Below are 14,195 nucleotides of genomic sequence, written 5' to 3'. Positions count from 1 at the left end.
GCGCGGGGTCCCCCCTATTCCGTGCCGGGCCACCCCACCACGTGACCCCGGACACGCCCGAGGGCGGCACCCCTGTCGGAACAGGAGGTACCGCCCTCGGCAAGGACGAAGATCAACCCTCGGGTCGATCAGAAGTCCATGTCACCGCCCGGCATGCCGCCACCGGCAGGCGCGGCGGACTTCTCCGGCTTGTCGGCGATGACGGCCTCGGTGGTGAGGAACAGCGCGGCGATGGAGGCGGCGTTCTGCAGCGCGGAACGGGTCACCTTCGCCGGGTCGATGATGCCTTCCTTGACCAGGTCGACGTACTCGCCGGTCGCGGCGTTCAGGCCGTGGCCCGGGGTCAGGTTGCGCACCTTCTCCACCACGACACCGCCCTCGAGGCCGGCGTTGACGGCGATCTGCTTCAGCGGGGCCTCGAGCGCCAGCTTGACGGCGGCGGCACCGGTGGCCTCGTCGCCCTCCAGCTCCAGCTTCTCGAAGACCTGGGAGGCCTGGAGCAGGGCCACGCCACCACCGGCGACGATGCCCTCCTCGACGGCCGCCTTCGCGTTGCGGACGGCGTCCTCGATGCGGTGCTTGCGCTCCTTGAGCTCGACCTCGGTGGCGGCACCGGCCTTGATGACGGCCACGCCGCCGGCCAGCTTCGCCAGACGCTCCTGGAGCTTCTCGCGGTCGTAGTCCGAGTCGCTGTTCTCGATCTCGGCGCGGATCTGGTTCACACGGCCCTGGACCTGGTCCGGGGAACCGGCGCCGTCCACGATCGTGGTCTCGTCCTTGGTGATGACGACCTTGCGGGCGCGGCCCAGGAGGTCCAGGGTCGCGTTCTCCAGCTTGAGGCCGACCTCCTCGGAGACGACCTCGCCGCCCGTGAGGATGGCGATGTCGCCGAGCATGGCCTTGCGGCGGTCGCCGAAGCCCGGGGCCTTGACGGCGACGGACTTGAAGGTGCCGCGGATCTTGTTGACGACCAGGGTCGACAGGGCCTCGCCCTCGACGTCCTCGGCGATGATCAGCAGCGGCTTGCCCGACTGCATGACCTTCTCCAGCAGCGGGAGCAGGTCCTTGACCGAGGAGATCTTGGAGTTGGCGATCAGGATGTACGGGTCGTCGAGGACGGCCTCCATACGCTCCATGTCGGTGGCGAAGTACGCCGAGATGTAGCCCTTGTCGAAGCGCATGCCCTCGGTGAGCTCAAGCTCCAGACCGAAGGTCTGGGACTCCTCGACGGTGATGACGCCTTCCTTGCCGACCTTGTCCATGGCCTCGGCGATCAGCTCGCCGATCTGGGTGTCGGCGGCGGAGATGGAGGCCGTGGAAGCGATCTGCTCCTTGGTCTCGACATCCTTCGCCTGCTCCAGCAGGGCGGCGGAGACGGCCTCGACGGCCTTCTCGATACCGCGCTTCAGAGCCATCGGGTTGGCACCGGCGGCCACGTTGCGCAGGCCCTCGCGGACCAGCGCCTGGGCGAGCACGGTCGCGGTGGTCGTACCGTCGCCGGCGACGTCGTCCGTCTTCTTGGCGACTTCCTTGACCAGCTCGGCGCCGATCTTCTCGTACGGGTCCTCGAGCTCGATCTCCTTGGCGATGGACACACCATCGTTGGTGATCGTGGGGGCGCCCCACTTCTTCTCGAGGACGACGTTGCGGCCCTTGGGGCCGAGCGTCACCTTGACGGCGTCCGCGAGCTGGTTCATGCCGCGCTCGAGGCCGCGCCGCGCCTCCTCGTCGAACGCGATGATCTTGGCCATGTGAAGTGGTCCCTCCAGGACTGGGGGTGATTACTTCGGACCGCGCCCGCGCCCGCGACGGACGGCCCCGGCCCGGTGGTTCCTTGCCCCACCCGGTCCCGCGGCCTCACCGACCCGGTCCTTCTTTGTCACTCTCACCTTCAGAGTGCTAACGCCAATGATTAGCACTCGACCCCCGAGAGTGCAAGGTGCTCCGCGAAGCGGAGCTCGATGGGGGGAGGTGGTCGGGTGACGGGAGGGCGCAAGGTGCTCCGCGAAGCAGGGCTCGATGGGGGGACCTCCGCGGCGGCTTCTACAGCGGTCCGGACAGCGGCCTCCGCAGGGGCCTCCGCGCGTGCCTGTCATGTGCCGGACAGACCGAGGGGCTCGTACCCCCATGGGATACGAGCCCCTCGACACGTCGAACTGTTCAGTCGTCGGCGCGCAACCTCAGCCGGCCAGACGGACCATGTCCGCCTGCGGCCCCTTCTGACCCTGCGAGATCTCGAACTCGACCCGCTGGCCCTCTTCCAGGGTGCGGTAGCCGTCCATCTGGATCGCGCTGTAGTGGACGAATACATCCGCACCACCGTCGACCGCGATGAAGCCGTACCCCTTCTCCGCGTTGAACCACTTGACGGTGCCCTGAGCCATGCCTAACTCCCCTATTACTGGCCCTTGCACAGATCCACACTTCGCGGATCCGGGTCAGACCTCACCCCCCAACGGTTGGGGGCGTGCGCCGGAACGCGTCGACCGCGGCTGAATGTATCTGTCCAACTGCCCTCTGCAACAGGTCAATCGGACGAGAAATCCGGGCACGACCGGTCGGGAATGTACGGAGAATTCACCCGACTTCAGGGCAAGTCAGGCCCGACAAAAGGAGCGGATGGCGCAAAACGCCTGCCTACTTTGGCTACTTCTCGCCGAACTGGCGGCAGGGAGTCCGGTTGTCGGACCGGGAAATCGGGAGCGGGTTCCCCAACTGTACCGCGCTCAACCATGCAGAATTGCCCCCTCCGCTTTCTCCCGGAGAGGGCAATTCGATGAACTCCCGGTGATTACCCTTACTCAGGGTAACGACCGAAGGGGGGCGCGCGGCCGTCAGCCGCCCGCCACCGCCGGGATGATGGAGACGCCCGCGCCGTCCGGCGTCACCGTGTCCAGACCCTGTTCGAAGCGGACGTCGTCGTCGTTGACGTACACATTGACGAAGCGGCGCAGCTTGCCCTGGTCGTCCAGAACGCGGGCGGCGATACCGGTGTGGTTCTGCTCCAGGTCGGCGATGACCTCGGCGAGAGTCCCGCCCTGGGCGGCGACCTCGGCCGCGCCGCCGGTGTAGGTGCGCAGGATGGTGGGGATGCGAACGGTCACGCTCATGCGAGGCCAGCCTCTCGGAAGGAGTCCAGGGTCGGTCGGATCGTCGCGGTGAGGCCGGTGCCCGCCACCGCGTCCAGGGTCTTGAGGCCGTCGCCGGTGTTGAGGACGACGGTGGTCTTCGCCGGGTCGAGCAGCCCGTTCTCGATCAGCTTGCGCGTCACGCCCACGGTGACCCCGCCCGCCGTCTCCGCGAAGATGCCCTCGGTGCGGGCGAGCAGCTTGATGGCGTCGACGATCTGCGGGTCCGTCACGTCCTCCACGGCCCCGCCGGTGCGGCGCGCGATGTCGAGCACATAGGGGCCGTCCGCCGGGTTGCCGATCGCCAGCGACTTGGCGATCGTGTCGGGCTTCTGCGGGCGGACGACGTCGTGGCCCCCCTTGTAGGCGGCCGACACCGGCGAGCAGCCCTCGGCCTGTGCGCCGAAGATCGTGTACGGCCGGTCCTCGACCAGTCCGAGCGCGATCAGCTCCCGCAGCCCCTTGTCGATCTTGGTGAGCTGGGAGCCGGAGGCGATCGGGACCACGATCTGGTCCGGCAGCCGCCAGCCGAGCTGCTCGCAGATCTCGTACGCCAGGGTCTTGGACCCCTCCGCGTAGTACGGACGGAGATTGACGTTGACGAAGCCCCAGCCCTCGCCCGCCGGGTCGCCGATCAGCTCCGAGCAGAAGCGGTTCACATCGTCGTAGTTGCCCTCGATGCCGACCAGCTCACCGCCGTAGACCGCGGCCATGACGACCTTGCCCTGCTCCAGGTCGTGCGGGATGAAGACGCAGGAGCGGAAACCGGCCCGGGCCGCCGCGGCGCCCACCGCGCCCGCCAGGTTGCCGGTGGAGGAGCAGGAGAGGGTGGTGAAGCCGAAGACGCGCGCCGCCTCCAGCGCCTGCGCGACCACGCGGTCCTTGAAGGAGTGCGTCGGGTTGCCGGAGTCGTCCTTCACATACAGGCCGCCGGTCACGCCCAGCTCGCGGGCCAGGTTGTCGGCCTTGACGAGCTTGGTCCAGCCCGGGTTGAGATTCGGCCGGTCGGCGACGTCCGCCGGGACCGGCAGCAGCGGCGCATAGCGCCAGATGTTCGCGGGGCCCGCTTCGATCCGCCGGCGCAGTTCCTCGGTGTCGTGGCCCGAGAAGTCGTAGGCGATCTCCAGCGGGCCGAAACACTCCTCGCAGGCGAAGACCGGGCCGAGCGGTACCCGGTGGCCGCACTCGCGACAGGACAGGGCGGCGGCGGGTCCGAGATCCACGGAACGGGTGATGCTGGTGACAGTCTGCACAGCCATGACAGGCGAGGCCCCTTCTCCTCATCTTCCTCACGACGCATCTCGCCGTGAGACGGATTTGGCACCTTCCCTAGCCGGGAGCCTCGCGAAGACGATCAGAACTGGTCTACGAGTACCGACTGGAGGGTTGCCGGGGCTTCATCGGGCCGTTTCCCTCTGCCCCTCTGGATGAGCGGTATGCAGTTGTTTCACTGGTACGAGCGGCGGCGACCTACGACATGCGATGGTCACCGGCGTTGTTCAAGACTGTAACCGAAGGCCAGGACAGTTGAGACTGCCGTCCGAACCGCGAGATGGATCACTCGTGAACCCCACGGGGCACGCCCCGTGAAATGAACCCGAAGAGACGAACCCCATGAGAGGAGCCGGGGACCGTGCTGGAAGAAGTCGAGCGCTGGCTGAGCGCCCGCTCCTGGTCCGTGACCGACCGCCCGCTCCACCGGATCCTGGCCGCCAAGCGCGCCTCGGGTTCGTCGGTCAGCGTCGTCCTGCCCGCCCTGAACGAGGAGGAGACGGTCGGCGAGATCGTCGCCGTCATCCGCCACGACCTGATGCGGCAGGTCCCGCTGGTCGACGAGATCGTGGTCGTGGACTCGGGCTCCACGGACCGCACCTCCGAGGTGGCCGCGGCGGCCGGGGCGACGGTGGTGCACCGCGATGCCATCCTGCCGCGCATCCCGGCCGTGCCCGGCAAGGGCGAGGTGCTGTGGCGCTCCCTGCTGGTCACCCGCGGGGACATCGTCTGCTTCGTGGACGCCGATCTGCGGGAGTTCTCCTCGGACTTCGTCTCCGGGATCGTGGGCCCGCTGCTCACCGACCCGGGCGTGGACCTGGTGAAGGCGATGTACGACCGGCCGCTGGCCCTCGGCGGCGAGGGCGCCGCCCCCGGCGCGGGGGCCGGGCAGGGCGGCCGGGTCACCGAGCTGATGGCGCGCCCGCTGCTCAACCTCCACTGGCCGCAACTGGCCGGTTTCGTCCAGCCGCTGGGCGGGGAGTACGCCGCGCGCCGCTCCCTGCTGGAACGGCTGCCCTTCCCGGTCGGCTACGGAGTGGAGCTGGGCATGCTGGTGGACGCCCTGCACCTGGTCGGCCTGGACGCCCTGGCCCAGGTCGACGTCGGGGTCCGGCTGCACCGCCACCAGGACGGCCAGGCGCTGGGCCGGATGGCGGCGGCGATCTACCGCACCGCCCAACTGCGGCTGGCCCGCGGCCATCTGGTGCGCCCCGCCCTCACCCAGTTCGAGCGCGTCGAGGGCGGCTTCGAGCCACGGACGTACTCGGTGGACACGGAGGAGCGGCCACCGATGGCGGAGATCGCGGAGTACGCACAGCGCTGGGCGGCCTGAACGGCCGGGGGGGCGCGGCGGCCGCCCGGGGCGTGGGGTCGTTGTATACGGTTCCGCGGACGGCTGGAGGGAACGTTTGAGCGTTTTGGGTGCGGGCTAGGTTTCGTGGCATGGCTTCGAATGCGGCTTCCGTTCTGGTGGCGTCCAACCGCGGTCCGGTCTCGTATGCGCTGGACGGGGCGGGCCGCCTCACCGCCAAGCGCGGCGGGGGCGGACTGGTCTCCGGCCTCTCGGCGATCGGCTCCGACGCGGACGCGGTGTGGGTCTGCTCGGCGCTCAACGAAGGCGACCGGGAGGCGGTGCGGCGCACCGGCGGCAGGCTCGACCCGGCCGACAGCGGCGGCCAACGCGTGCGGATGCTCGACATCGACGCGCAGGTGCACGGCGACGCGTACAACGGCATCGCCAACTCGGTGCTGTGGTTCGTCCACCACATGCTCTACCAGACACCCCTGGAACCGGTGTTCGATGCCGAGTTCCGGCGGCAGTGGGCGGCCTACGAGGCCTACAACCGGGCGTTCGCCGAGGCACTGGCCGAGGAGGCGGCCGAGGGCGCGGCGGTCCTGATCCAGGACTACCACCTCACCCTGGCCCCCCGGATGCTCCGCGAGCTGCGGCCCGATCTGCGGATCGGCCACTTCTCGCACACCCCGTGGGCGCCCCCGGAGTACTTCCGGCTGCTGCCCGACGACATCGCCGCGCAGGTGCTCGGCGGGATCCTGGGCGCGGACCGGGCGGCCTTCCTCACCGGGCGCTGGGCCGACGCCTTCACGGCCTGCTGCCACGCGGTGCTGGGGCCGGGCATCCCCTCGGGGACGCGGATCGGGGTGCACGGTCTTGGCGCGGACGCCGAGTTCCTGCGCGAGCGGGCGCACCGGCCGGACGTGGACGAGCGGATGCGGGCCCTGCGGGAGCAGATCGGCACGGCCCCCGACGGGACGCCCCGCAAGGCGGTCGTCCGGGTGGACCGCACGGAGCTGTCCAAGAACATCGTGCGCGGGCTGCTGGCGTACGAGGAGCTGCTCCGCTCGCGGCCCGAGTGGCGCGAACGGGTCGTCCATGTGGCCTTCGCCTACCCCTCCCGGCAGGACCTGGCCGTCTACCGCGACTACACGGCGGAGGTCCAGCGGGTGGCGGAGGGGATCAACTCCCGCTACGGGACGCCCGGCTGGACCCCGGTGGAGCTGCACGTCAAGGACGACTTCGCGCGCTCGCTGGCTGCGTACCGGCTGGCGAACGTGGCCCTGGTGAACCCCATCCGGGACGGGATGAACCTGGTCGCCAAGGAGGTCCCGGTGGTCTCCGACGAGGGCTGCGCGCTGGTGCTCTCCCGGGAGGCGGGGGCGTACGAGGAGCTGGGCGAGGACGCGGTGACGGTGAACCCGTACGACGTGGTGGGCACGGCGCGGGCGCTGCACGAGGCCCTGTCGATGGCGCCCGGCGAGCGCGCGGAGCGCAGCAAGCGGCTGGCCGCCCAGGCCACGGCCCTCCCCCCGGCCCGCTGGTTCCTGGACCAGCTGACCGCCCTGCGGGACTGAGACCGGGCACGACCGGCCGGTCGCCGTCGGGCCGGGGGCGGGTTTCCGTAGTGGTTGTCCGGTCCGGCGGTGGGTCAGGCGGGCTTCGTCAGGCGGGCCGCCAGTGCCGCCAGCAGTCGTACGACGCCTTCCGGGCCGTCGACCACCAGGTCCGCCCGGTCGGCCAGTTCGGTGACCTCCTCGCTGCCGCTGCACACCAGCAGGCCGGGGACGCCCTCCGAGCGGAGCTTGTCGACGGCCGCGAAGGCAGGGAGGTCGCCGAGGTCGTCGCCCGTGTACATGACCGCCCCGGCGCCGGTCTCGCGGATGTACTCCAGCAGCGCCACGCCCTTGTCCATGCCGGGCGGGCGCAGCTCCAGGACCATCCGGCCGGGTTCGACGATCAGCCCGTGGCGGGCGGCCAGGTCGCCGAGCGGCTCGCGCAGGGCCTCGAAGGCGGCCGCCGGGTCGTCGGCCCGGCGGGTGTGCACGGCGACCGCGCGGCCCTTCTCCTCGATCCAGGTGCCGCGCCAGGCGCCGATCGCGTCCAGCAGGCCGGGGAGTTCGGCGCGGACGGCGGCCACGCCCGGGTGCGGGGCGGGGGCGTGGACGGTGCCGGTGCGGGCGTCCCAGCGTTCGGCGCCGTAGTGGCCGAGGACGACGAGACGGTCGAGTCCGGGGACGCCCGCGAAGCCGCCGTGGCGTACGGCGACACCGGCGGGGCGGCCGGTGACCACCGCGACGGAGGCGACCTCGGGGGCGAGTGCCGCCAGGGCGGGGACCGCGTCCGGGTGGGCGCGGGCCTGGTCGGGGTCGGGGACGATCGGGGCGAGTGTCCCGTCGAAGTCGAAGGCGAGGACGGCCCGCTCGGGCCGGGCGAGGATGGCGTCGAGACCGTCACGCCCGGCCGGGGTGGCGGGCGTCGGCAAGGAGTCCGTATGGCTGCCCATGGAACGACCCTATCCACGCGGGGCCGGACGCACTCCTCGCCGCGGCACCGTCCCGGTCACACCCGCCCCCGGCGGCCCCGCGCCCGCCGCGCGGCTCAGCACCCGGCGCCGCTCACCGTTCCTCGCGGCGGGCGTCGCGGACGCGGCGCAGGCGGTTGACGGTGACCGGGGCGTGGGCGAGGGCCCTCGGGTCGTCGAGGAGGGCGTTGAGCAGCTGGTAGTAGCGCACCGGGGCGAGGCCCAGCTGCTCGCGGACGGCCCGCTCCTTGGCGCCCGGCCCGGAGAAGCTGCGCCCCTCCAGGGCCAGGACCGCCTTCTCCCGCGGATTCAGCTCTTCCATGGGGGAACGGTAACCGCGGGCGCCGACAGACGGGCCGGTCAGCCGCTCGCGTTGTCCGCGGTCACCGCGGTCCGCTGGAGCTGGCCCAGGACGGCCGACGGGCTGCCGCCGGGGGCGACGGCCTGGCCGATCACCTTCTTGAGGTTGGCGCTGACCCCCGCCCAGGACGTCTTGCCCACCGGATACAGCTCCGAACTGGGCAGCTGGTCCAGGAAGGGCTTCAGATCCGCGTCCTGCGGCGAGGCCGCCATGGCCTCCTGCGCCGAGCTGGTGACCGGCAGCAGGTCGTACTCGCGCGAGAAGTCCAGCACGTTCTTCTGGTCGTAGGCGTAGTCGAGGAAGTCGCGGACCTGGTCCTTGTGGCCGTTCTGCTTGAAGGCCATCATCCAGTCGGCCACGCCCAGCGTGGACTTCGCCCGGCCGCTGACTCCCGGCATCGGCACCATGCCGAAGTCCACGCCCTTGTCCCGGGCCATCTTCATCAGCGAGGGATGGCCGTTGAGCATGCCCACCTCGCCGCGGGTGAAGGCGGCGAAGGCGTCGGCGCGGTTGAGCTGCCCCGGCGGCACCGGGCCCGTCAGGCCCTTGCCCACCAGGTCGTCCCGCAGCCAGGTGAAGGTGCCCACGTTCTGCGCGGAGTCGAGGTCGTAGGAGCCGAAGCCGTCCAGATAGCCGTCGCCGCCGCTGAGCAGCCACTGCCCCGTCTCGGCCTGCGCCTCCTCGGGCCCGAGCGGCAGTGCGAAGGGGGTCTTCACGCCCTTGGCCTTGAGCGCCGTCGCGTCCGCCGCCAGCTCGTCCCAGGTGGTGGGCGGCTGGATGCCCGCCTGGGAGAACAGCGTCTTGTTGTAGAAGAGCAGCCGGGTGGAGGCCGCGAAGGGCATGCCGTACTGGGTGCGGTTCACCTTTCCGGCGTCACTCAGCTCCGAGGCGAAGTCCGCCTGGACGGGGATCGAGAGGACCTCGTCGGCCTGGTAGAGCTTGCCCGCGGCCGCGTAGTCCGCGTACGCGCCGATCTGCGCCATGTCCGGCGCGTGGCCCGCCGCCACCATCTCCTTGACCTTGCGGTCCACATCGTTCCAGGAGTAAACGCTGACCTCGACCTTGGTGCCGGGGTGCTGCGCCTCGAACCCCCGGACCACGCCGTCCCAGTACTTCTTGGAGCTGTTGGCCGCGGAGTCGCCGTAGTCCGCGGCCACCAGCCGCAGTGTCACGTCCCCCGAGCCGGACGAGCCTCCGCAGCCCGCCAGTGTCGCCGTCATGCCCAGCGCGGACACCCCCGCGATCAGACACCTGTGCCATGCCGTCCTACGCGCCCCGCGCCGCTGCACCGCTCTTGACCAACCTTGCTGTCTCGGCATTCGGAATATCAACTACTGCACAAGGTCTACACCACGTGAGTGGACTAGACCTCTTCCGGGTCCAGGGCCCACACTGGTCCCGTGAGACATGTCATCGCGCTCGATGTGGGCGGCACCGGGATGAAAGCCGCCCTGGTGGGCGAGGGGGGCGAGCTGCTGCACCGGGCCCGCAGGGCCACCGGCCGCGAGCGCGGACCGGACGCGGTGGTGGAGTCGATCCTCGGTTTCGCCGCCGAGCTGCACGCCCATGGCAAAGATCACTTCGGCGAACCGGCGGCCGCTGCGGGCGTCGCGGTGCCCGGCATCGTGGACGCCGGACAGGGCATCGCCGCCTACTCCGCCAACCTCGGCTGGCGCGACGTCCCCCTGCGCGATCTGCTCACCGCCCGGCTCGCGGGCGCGCCCGTCGCCCTGGGGCACGATGTGCGCGCCGGCGGCCTCGCCGAGGGCCGCATCGGGGCGGGCCGCGGCGCCGACCGCTTTCTGTTCGTCCCCCTCGGCACCGGCATCGCGGGCGCCATCGGGATCGACGGCCGGGTGGAGCCCGGCGCGCACGGCTTCGCGGGCGAGATCGGCCATGTCGTCGTACGGCCCGGCGGGCTCCCCTGCCCCTGCGGGCAGTCCGGCTGCCTGGAGCGGTACGCGTCCGCGGCGGCCGTCGGCGCGGCCTGGGCCGAGGCGTCCGGGGACCCGGCGGCCGACGCGGCGGGCTGCGCCCGGGCCGTCGCCTCGGGCCGTCCGGACGCCGCCCGGGTCTGGCGGGAGGCGGTGGACGCGCTCGCCGACGGGCTGGTCACCGCCCTCACCCTGCTCGACCCGCGCACGATCATCGTCGGCGGGGGCCTCGCCGAGGCCGGGGACACCCTGTTCACCCCGCTGCGGGACGCGGTCCGGCGGCGGATCACCTTCCAGAAGCCGCCGTCGGTCGTCCCCGCGGCCCTCGGGGACACCGCCGGCTGCCTGGGCGCGGGACTCCTCGCCTGGGATCTCCTCGACACCACCGACCGCTCGGAGGTAACCGCCTGATGGCTTCCCGCAAGGTACTCGCCGGTGCCCGGGTGGTCCTGCCCACCGGGGTCGCGGACGATGTCCGCGTCGTCGTGGAGGGCACCCGGATCACCGGGATCCACCCCACGGACGGGACCCTCCCGCCGCACACCGAAACCCCGCCGCACACCGAAACCCTGGACGCGCGGGGCCACTGGCTGGTCCCCGGCTTCGTCGACCTGCACAACCACGGCGGCGGCGGGGCCTCCTTCGCCGGTACGGCCGAGGAGATCCTGACCGCCGTCCGTACCCACCGCGGCCACGGCACCACCACCCTGGTCGCCTCGGCCGTCACCGGGGAGATGGACGCCCTCGCCCGGCAGGCCGGCCTGCTGTCCGAGCTGGCGGAGCAGGGCGACATCGCCGGTATCCACTTCGAGGGCCCGTTCATCTCGCCGTGCCGCAAGGGCGCGCACTCCGAGAAGCTGCTGCGCGACCCCGACCCGGCGGAGGTCCGCAAGCTGATCGACGCGGCCCGCGGCCGGGCGAAGATGCTCACCCTCGCCACCGAACTGCCCGGCGGCCTGGACTCGGTACGGCTGCTCGCCGAGCACGGGGTGATCGCCGCGATCGGCCACACCGACGCGACCTACGAGCAGACCAGGGAGGCGATCGACGCGGGCGCCACCGTGGCGACGCACCTGTTCAACGCCATGCCGCCGATCGGCCACCGCGCCCCCGGGCCCGTCACCGCGCTCCTGGAGGACGAGCGGATCACCGTCGAGCTGATCAACGACGGCACCCATCTGCACCCGGCCGCCCTCCAGTTGGCGTTCCACCACGCGGGCGCGGCGCGGGTCGCCCTGATCACGGACGCGATGGACGCGGCCGGGATCGGCGACGGGCGGTACATGCTCGGCCCGCTGGAGGTGGAGGTGACCGGGGGCGTGGCCCGGCTGACGGAGAACGGCACCATCGCGGGCTCCACCCTCACCCTGGACCGCGCCTTCCGCCGGGCGGTCACCGTCGACCGGCTGCCGGTCGAGGACGTCGTCACGGCCATCTCCGCCAACCCGGCGAAACTGCTGGGCGTCTACGACCGGGTCGGCTCCCTGGAGCCCGGCAAGGACGCCGATCTGGTGCTGCTGGACGCCGACTTCGCCCTCCGGGGCGTGATGCGCCGCGGCGCCTGGGTGGTCGATCCCCAACTGGGATGATTCATCCGCTTGTTGACATGCGGCGGTCGGACCCGGGACTGGGCCGACCGCCGCATCGTTTGGCATGATCGAGCCTCCGCGCACCGCCGACGGCTGACACGTCCCGGGTTTCCGCGCCCGGGGAACCGAGGTAGGGAACCACCGGGCACGCCGTCATGACATTTCGAGGGAGGCCCCCGGTGATCCTCACGGTCACGCTGAACACCGCTCTCGACATCACCTATCGCGTACGGGCGCTGCGGCCGCACACCTCGCACCGGGTGACCGAGGTGACCGAACGGCCCGGCGGCAAGGGCCTGAACGCGGCCCGGGTGCTGGCCGCGCTCGGCCACCGGGTGACCGCCACCGGCTTCGCGGGCGGCACCACGGGACACGCCCTGAGGGAGCGGCTCGCGCACACGCCCGGGATCGTGGACGCGCTCGTCCCGGTGGCGGGCGCGACCCGGCGCACCGTCGCGGTGGTCGACGAGAGCGCCGGGGACACCACCCAGCTCAACGAACCGGGCCCGGTGATAACCCCGGCCGAGTGGTCGGCCTTCCTGGATACCTACGCGGACCTGGTGCGCTCCGCGACGGCGGTGGCACTGTGCGGCAGTCTGCCGCCGGGGGTGCCGGTGGGGGCGTATGCCCAACTGGTGCGCACCGCGCGGGCGGTGGGGGTGCCCGTGCTGCTGGACACCAGCGGGGAACCGCTGCGCCGCGGGGTGGCCGCCCGCCCGGACATCGTCAAGCCGAACGCGGACGAACTGGCCGAGCTCACCGGCTCCCACGAGCCGCTCCAGGCCACCCGGGACGCCCGCAGACGCGGGGCGCACACGGTGGTCGCCTCGCTGGGCGCGGAGGGTCTGCTCGCGGTGACCGCGGAGGGCCGCTGGCGGGCCGTGCCGCCGCGCCGGATCCCGGGGAACCCCACGGGTGCGGGCGACTCGGCGGTGGCGGGCCTGCTGTCCGGGCTGGTGGAGCGGCTGTCCTGGCCGGACCGGCTGGCACGGGCGGCGGCCCTGGCCGCGGCGACCGTACTGGCCCCGGTGGCGGGCGAGTTCGACCACCGCGCCTATGAGGAGCTCCTCGGCCGGGTCGCCGTCACGGGCGAGGCGACGGCGGCGTAGGGCCCGCGAGCCCGGCATGAGCCGAGCGAGAGGCCCTAGTTGGCCCAGCCCTTGGTCAGCCACAGCTGGTCGAGGTTGGCGTTGCACTGGTTCCCCTGCTCGCAGGAGATCCGGATCGTGTTGGTGCCCTTGTTGAGCTGGATGTAGTTGTACGTCTTGGTCCAGCCCTTCTCCCAGTCGCCCTGGGGCGCGTTCGCCCAGTTCTTGAGCTTGAGGGGCTGGCTCTGCGGGGTGCCGTTGATGGCGAGGGTGGCGGTGGCGTCGGCGCCGGGCACGCCGTAGCCGGTGTGCAGGGTGTACTTGCCGTCCGCGGGGACGTCCACGCTCCAGGTCACGGCCGCGCCGACGGTGTTGAAGCCGCCCACGTAGACCCCGCCGTCCGCCTTGGCGCCCTTCACATCGGAGGCGGTGGTCGTGCCGCCCTCCAGGTGCAGGGCCTTGGCGTCGATCTTCGGCAGTTCGCCGGGGGCCGCGGAGGGGGCCGTCGAGGAGCCGGCGGAGGCGCCCTGGGAGGCGGCCGGGCCGGTCGTGGCGCCCGAGGCGTCCTTCTTGCCGTGCGAGTCGCCGCCGAGCATGGCCACACCGATGCCGATGACGACCGCGGCGACCACCGCGACCGCGCCGATCAGCAGGCCCTTGGTGTTGGGGCCCCGGCCGCGGGGCGGCGGACCCATCGGGGTCACCCGGGTGGCGGAGGAGCCGCCCGGCTGGGTCTCGGGTGCCGCGTAGTGGGCGTTGGGCTGGCCGTAGGGGGCCTGGCCGTAACCCTTCTGCGGGGGGACCTGACCCTGGGCGGCGGGGGCCGCGGGCTGGCCGTACTGGCGCTCGCCGACCGTACGCACTCTGCTGACGGATCCCGGGTAGCCGTAGCCGCCGGAGGGCGGCTGGGCGCCGTTGGCCTGACCGTCGGCGTAGAGGTAGCCGAACGGGTCGTCGTCCTCGGGCGTGCTCGCGCCGTTGTTGCCGGGCGTCATCCCTAGGTCT

The 14,195-nt window shown here is 71.9% G+C and carries 13 protein-coding genes and 1 riboswitch; of the genes, 5 read left to right on the top strand and 8 right to left on the bottom strand.

The annotated features are described in order from the left end of the window. Positions 1–128: 128 nt before the first annotated feature. The 4 genes from groL to thrC all read right to left on the bottom strand — a co-directional run bounded on the left by groL (position 129) and on the right by thrC (position 4,387). Positions 129–1,751: a chaperonin GroEL gene (gene groL, locus ACIHAA_RS10025; RefSeq protein WP_399815122.1), complete on the bottom strand. Its 1,623-nt coding sequence runs from the start codon at positions 1,749–1,751 to the stop codon at positions 129–131. Between the two features lie 429 nt (positions 1,752–2,180). Next, the gene (locus ACIHAA_RS10020) at positions 2,181–2,384 is read right to left on the bottom strand and encodes a cold-shock protein (RefSeq protein WP_009339379.1); all 204 of its coding nucleotides are present in this window, start codon (positions 2,382–2,384) and stop codon (positions 2,181–2,183) included. Between the two features lie 450 nt (positions 2,385–2,834). Continuing rightward, complete coding sequence (locus ACIHAA_RS10015; protein ID WP_399815118.1) at positions 2,835–3,110, bottom strand: MoaD/ThiS family protein; 276 nt, start codon at positions 3,108–3,110, stop codon at positions 2,835–2,837. Next, complete coding sequence (thrC, locus tag ACIHAA_RS10010) at positions 3,107–4,387, bottom strand: threonine synthase (RefSeq protein WP_399815116.1); 1,281 nt, start codon at positions 4,385–4,387, stop codon at positions 3,107–3,109. Before thrC ends, ACIHAA_RS10015 begins: the two co-directional genes overlap by 4 nt. Positions 4,388–4,405: 18 nt before the next feature. Next, positions 4,406–4,562, bottom strand: a riboswitch (SAM riboswitch). Positions 4,563–4,761: 199 nt separating this feature from the next. On the opposite strand from thrC, the gene ACIHAA_RS10005 reads away from it, so the two are divergent. Then, the gene (locus ACIHAA_RS10005) at positions 4,762–5,733 is read left to right on the top strand and encodes a glucosyl-3-phosphoglycerate synthase (RefSeq protein ID WP_399815113.1); all 972 of its coding nucleotides are present in this window, start codon (positions 4,762–4,764) and stop codon (positions 5,731–5,733) included. 110 nt (positions 5,734–5,843) lie between these two features. After that, a complete protein-coding gene (locus ACIHAA_RS10000; protein WP_399815110.1) occupies positions 5,844–7,271 on the top strand; it encodes a trehalose-6-phosphate synthase in 1,428 nt (475 codons plus the stop codon). Positions 7,272–7,345: 74 nt separating this feature from the next. Here the strand turns inward: ACIHAA_RS10000 and otsB are convergent, their stop codons facing one another. From otsB to ACIHAA_RS09985, 3 genes are all read right to left on the bottom strand, one after another. Beyond that, positions 7,346–8,200 (bottom strand): trehalose-phosphatase, encoded by an 855-nt coding sequence (gene otsB / locus ACIHAA_RS09995; protein ID WP_399815106.1) that lies wholly within the window; start codon positions 8,198–8,200, stop codon positions 7,346–7,348. Positions 8,201–8,312: 112 nt separating this feature from the next. Further along, positions 8,313–8,540: a DUF3263 domain-containing protein gene (locus ACIHAA_RS09990; RefSeq protein ID WP_399815103.1), complete on the bottom strand. Its 228-nt coding sequence runs from the start codon at positions 8,538–8,540 to the stop codon at positions 8,313–8,315. A 38-nt stretch (positions 8,541–8,578) separates the two neighbouring features. Further along, positions 8,579–9,799 (bottom strand): extracellular solute-binding protein, encoded by a 1,221-nt coding sequence (locus ACIHAA_RS09985; RefSeq protein WP_399815101.1) that lies wholly within the window; start codon positions 9,797–9,799, stop codon positions 8,579–8,581. A gap of 180 nt (positions 9,800–9,979) precedes the next feature. Here ACIHAA_RS09985 and ACIHAA_RS09980 point away from each other — a divergent pair, with 180 nt between their 5' ends. From ACIHAA_RS09980 to ACIHAA_RS09970, 3 genes are all read left to right on the top strand, one after another. Beyond that, complete coding sequence (locus ACIHAA_RS09980; protein ID WP_399815098.1) at positions 9,980–10,924, top strand: ROK family protein; 945 nt, start codon at positions 9,980–9,982, stop codon at positions 10,922–10,924. Continuing rightward, complete coding sequence (nagA, locus tag ACIHAA_RS09975; protein WP_399815095.1) at positions 10,924–12,102, top strand: N-acetylglucosamine-6-phosphate deacetylase; 1,179 nt, start codon at positions 10,924–10,926, stop codon at positions 12,100–12,102. The genes ACIHAA_RS09980 and nagA overlap by 1 nt, the downstream gene beginning before the upstream one ends. Positions 12,103–12,281: 179 nt before the next feature. Then, complete coding sequence (locus ACIHAA_RS09970) at positions 12,282–13,211, top strand: 1-phosphofructokinase family hexose kinase (RefSeq protein WP_399815092.1); 930 nt, start codon at positions 12,282–12,284, stop codon at positions 13,209–13,211. A 35-nt stretch (positions 13,212–13,246) separates the two neighbouring features. On the opposite strand, the gene ACIHAA_RS09965 is transcribed toward ACIHAA_RS09970, so the two are convergent. Next, on the bottom strand, positions 13,247–14,185 hold the full coding sequence (locus ACIHAA_RS09965) for a CBM35 domain-containing protein (RefSeq protein WP_399815089.1): 939 nt from the start codon (positions 14,183–14,185) through the stop codon (positions 13,247–13,249). Positions 14,186–14,195: the final 10 nt, after the last annotated feature.

Origin of the sequence: Streptomyces sp. NPDC052040 (assembly GCF_044548405.1) — a bacterium.
GTDB lineage: Bacteria > Actinomycetota > Actinomycetes > Streptomycetales > Streptomycetaceae > Streptomyces.
Note: the sequence above shows the minus strand (reverse complement) of the source record. Positions and strands in the feature narration are given on the sequence as shown.

What these genes read in the sequence shown, in the direction of transcription:
- groL (WP_399815122.1), bottom strand. Translation starts at nt 1,751, where the DNA reads ATGGCCAAGATCATCGCGTTCGACGAGGAGGCGCGGCGCGGCCTCGAG.
- ACIHAA_RS10020 (WP_009339379.1), bottom strand. Translation starts at nt 2,384, where the DNA reads ATGGCTCAGGGCACCGTCAAGTGGTTCAACGCGGAGAAGGGGTACGGC.
- ACIHAA_RS10015 (WP_399815118.1), bottom strand. Translation starts at nt 3,110, where the DNA reads ATGAGCGTGACCGTTCGCATCCCCACCATCCTGCGCACCTACACCGGC.
- thrC (WP_399815116.1), bottom strand. Translation starts at nt 4,387, where the DNA reads ATGGCTGTGCAGACTGTCACCAGCATCACCCGTTCCGTGGATCTCGGA.
- ACIHAA_RS10000 (WP_399815110.1), top strand. Translation starts at nt 5,844, where the DNA reads ATGGCTTCGAATGCGGCTTCCGTTCTGGTGGCGTCCAACCGCGGTCCG.
- otsB (WP_399815106.1), bottom strand. Translation starts at nt 8,200, where the DNA reads ATGGGCAGCCATACGGACTCCTTGCCGACGCCCGCCACCCCGGCCGGG.
- ACIHAA_RS09990 (WP_399815103.1), bottom strand. Translation starts at nt 8,540, where the DNA reads ATGGAAGAGCTGAATCCGCGGGAGAAGGCGGTCCTGGCCCTGGAGGGG.
- ACIHAA_RS09985 (WP_399815101.1), bottom strand. Translation starts at nt 9,799, where the DNA reads ATGACGGCGACACTGGCGGGCTGCGGAGGCTCGTCCGGCTCGGGGGAC.
- nagA (WP_399815095.1), top strand. Translation starts at nt 10,924, where the DNA reads ATGGCTTCCCGCAAGGTACTCGCCGGTGCCCGGGTGGTCCTGCCCACC.
- ACIHAA_RS09965 (WP_399815089.1), bottom strand. Translation starts at nt 14,185, where the DNA reads ATGACGCCCGGCAACAACGGCGCGAGCACGCCCGAGGACGACGACCCG.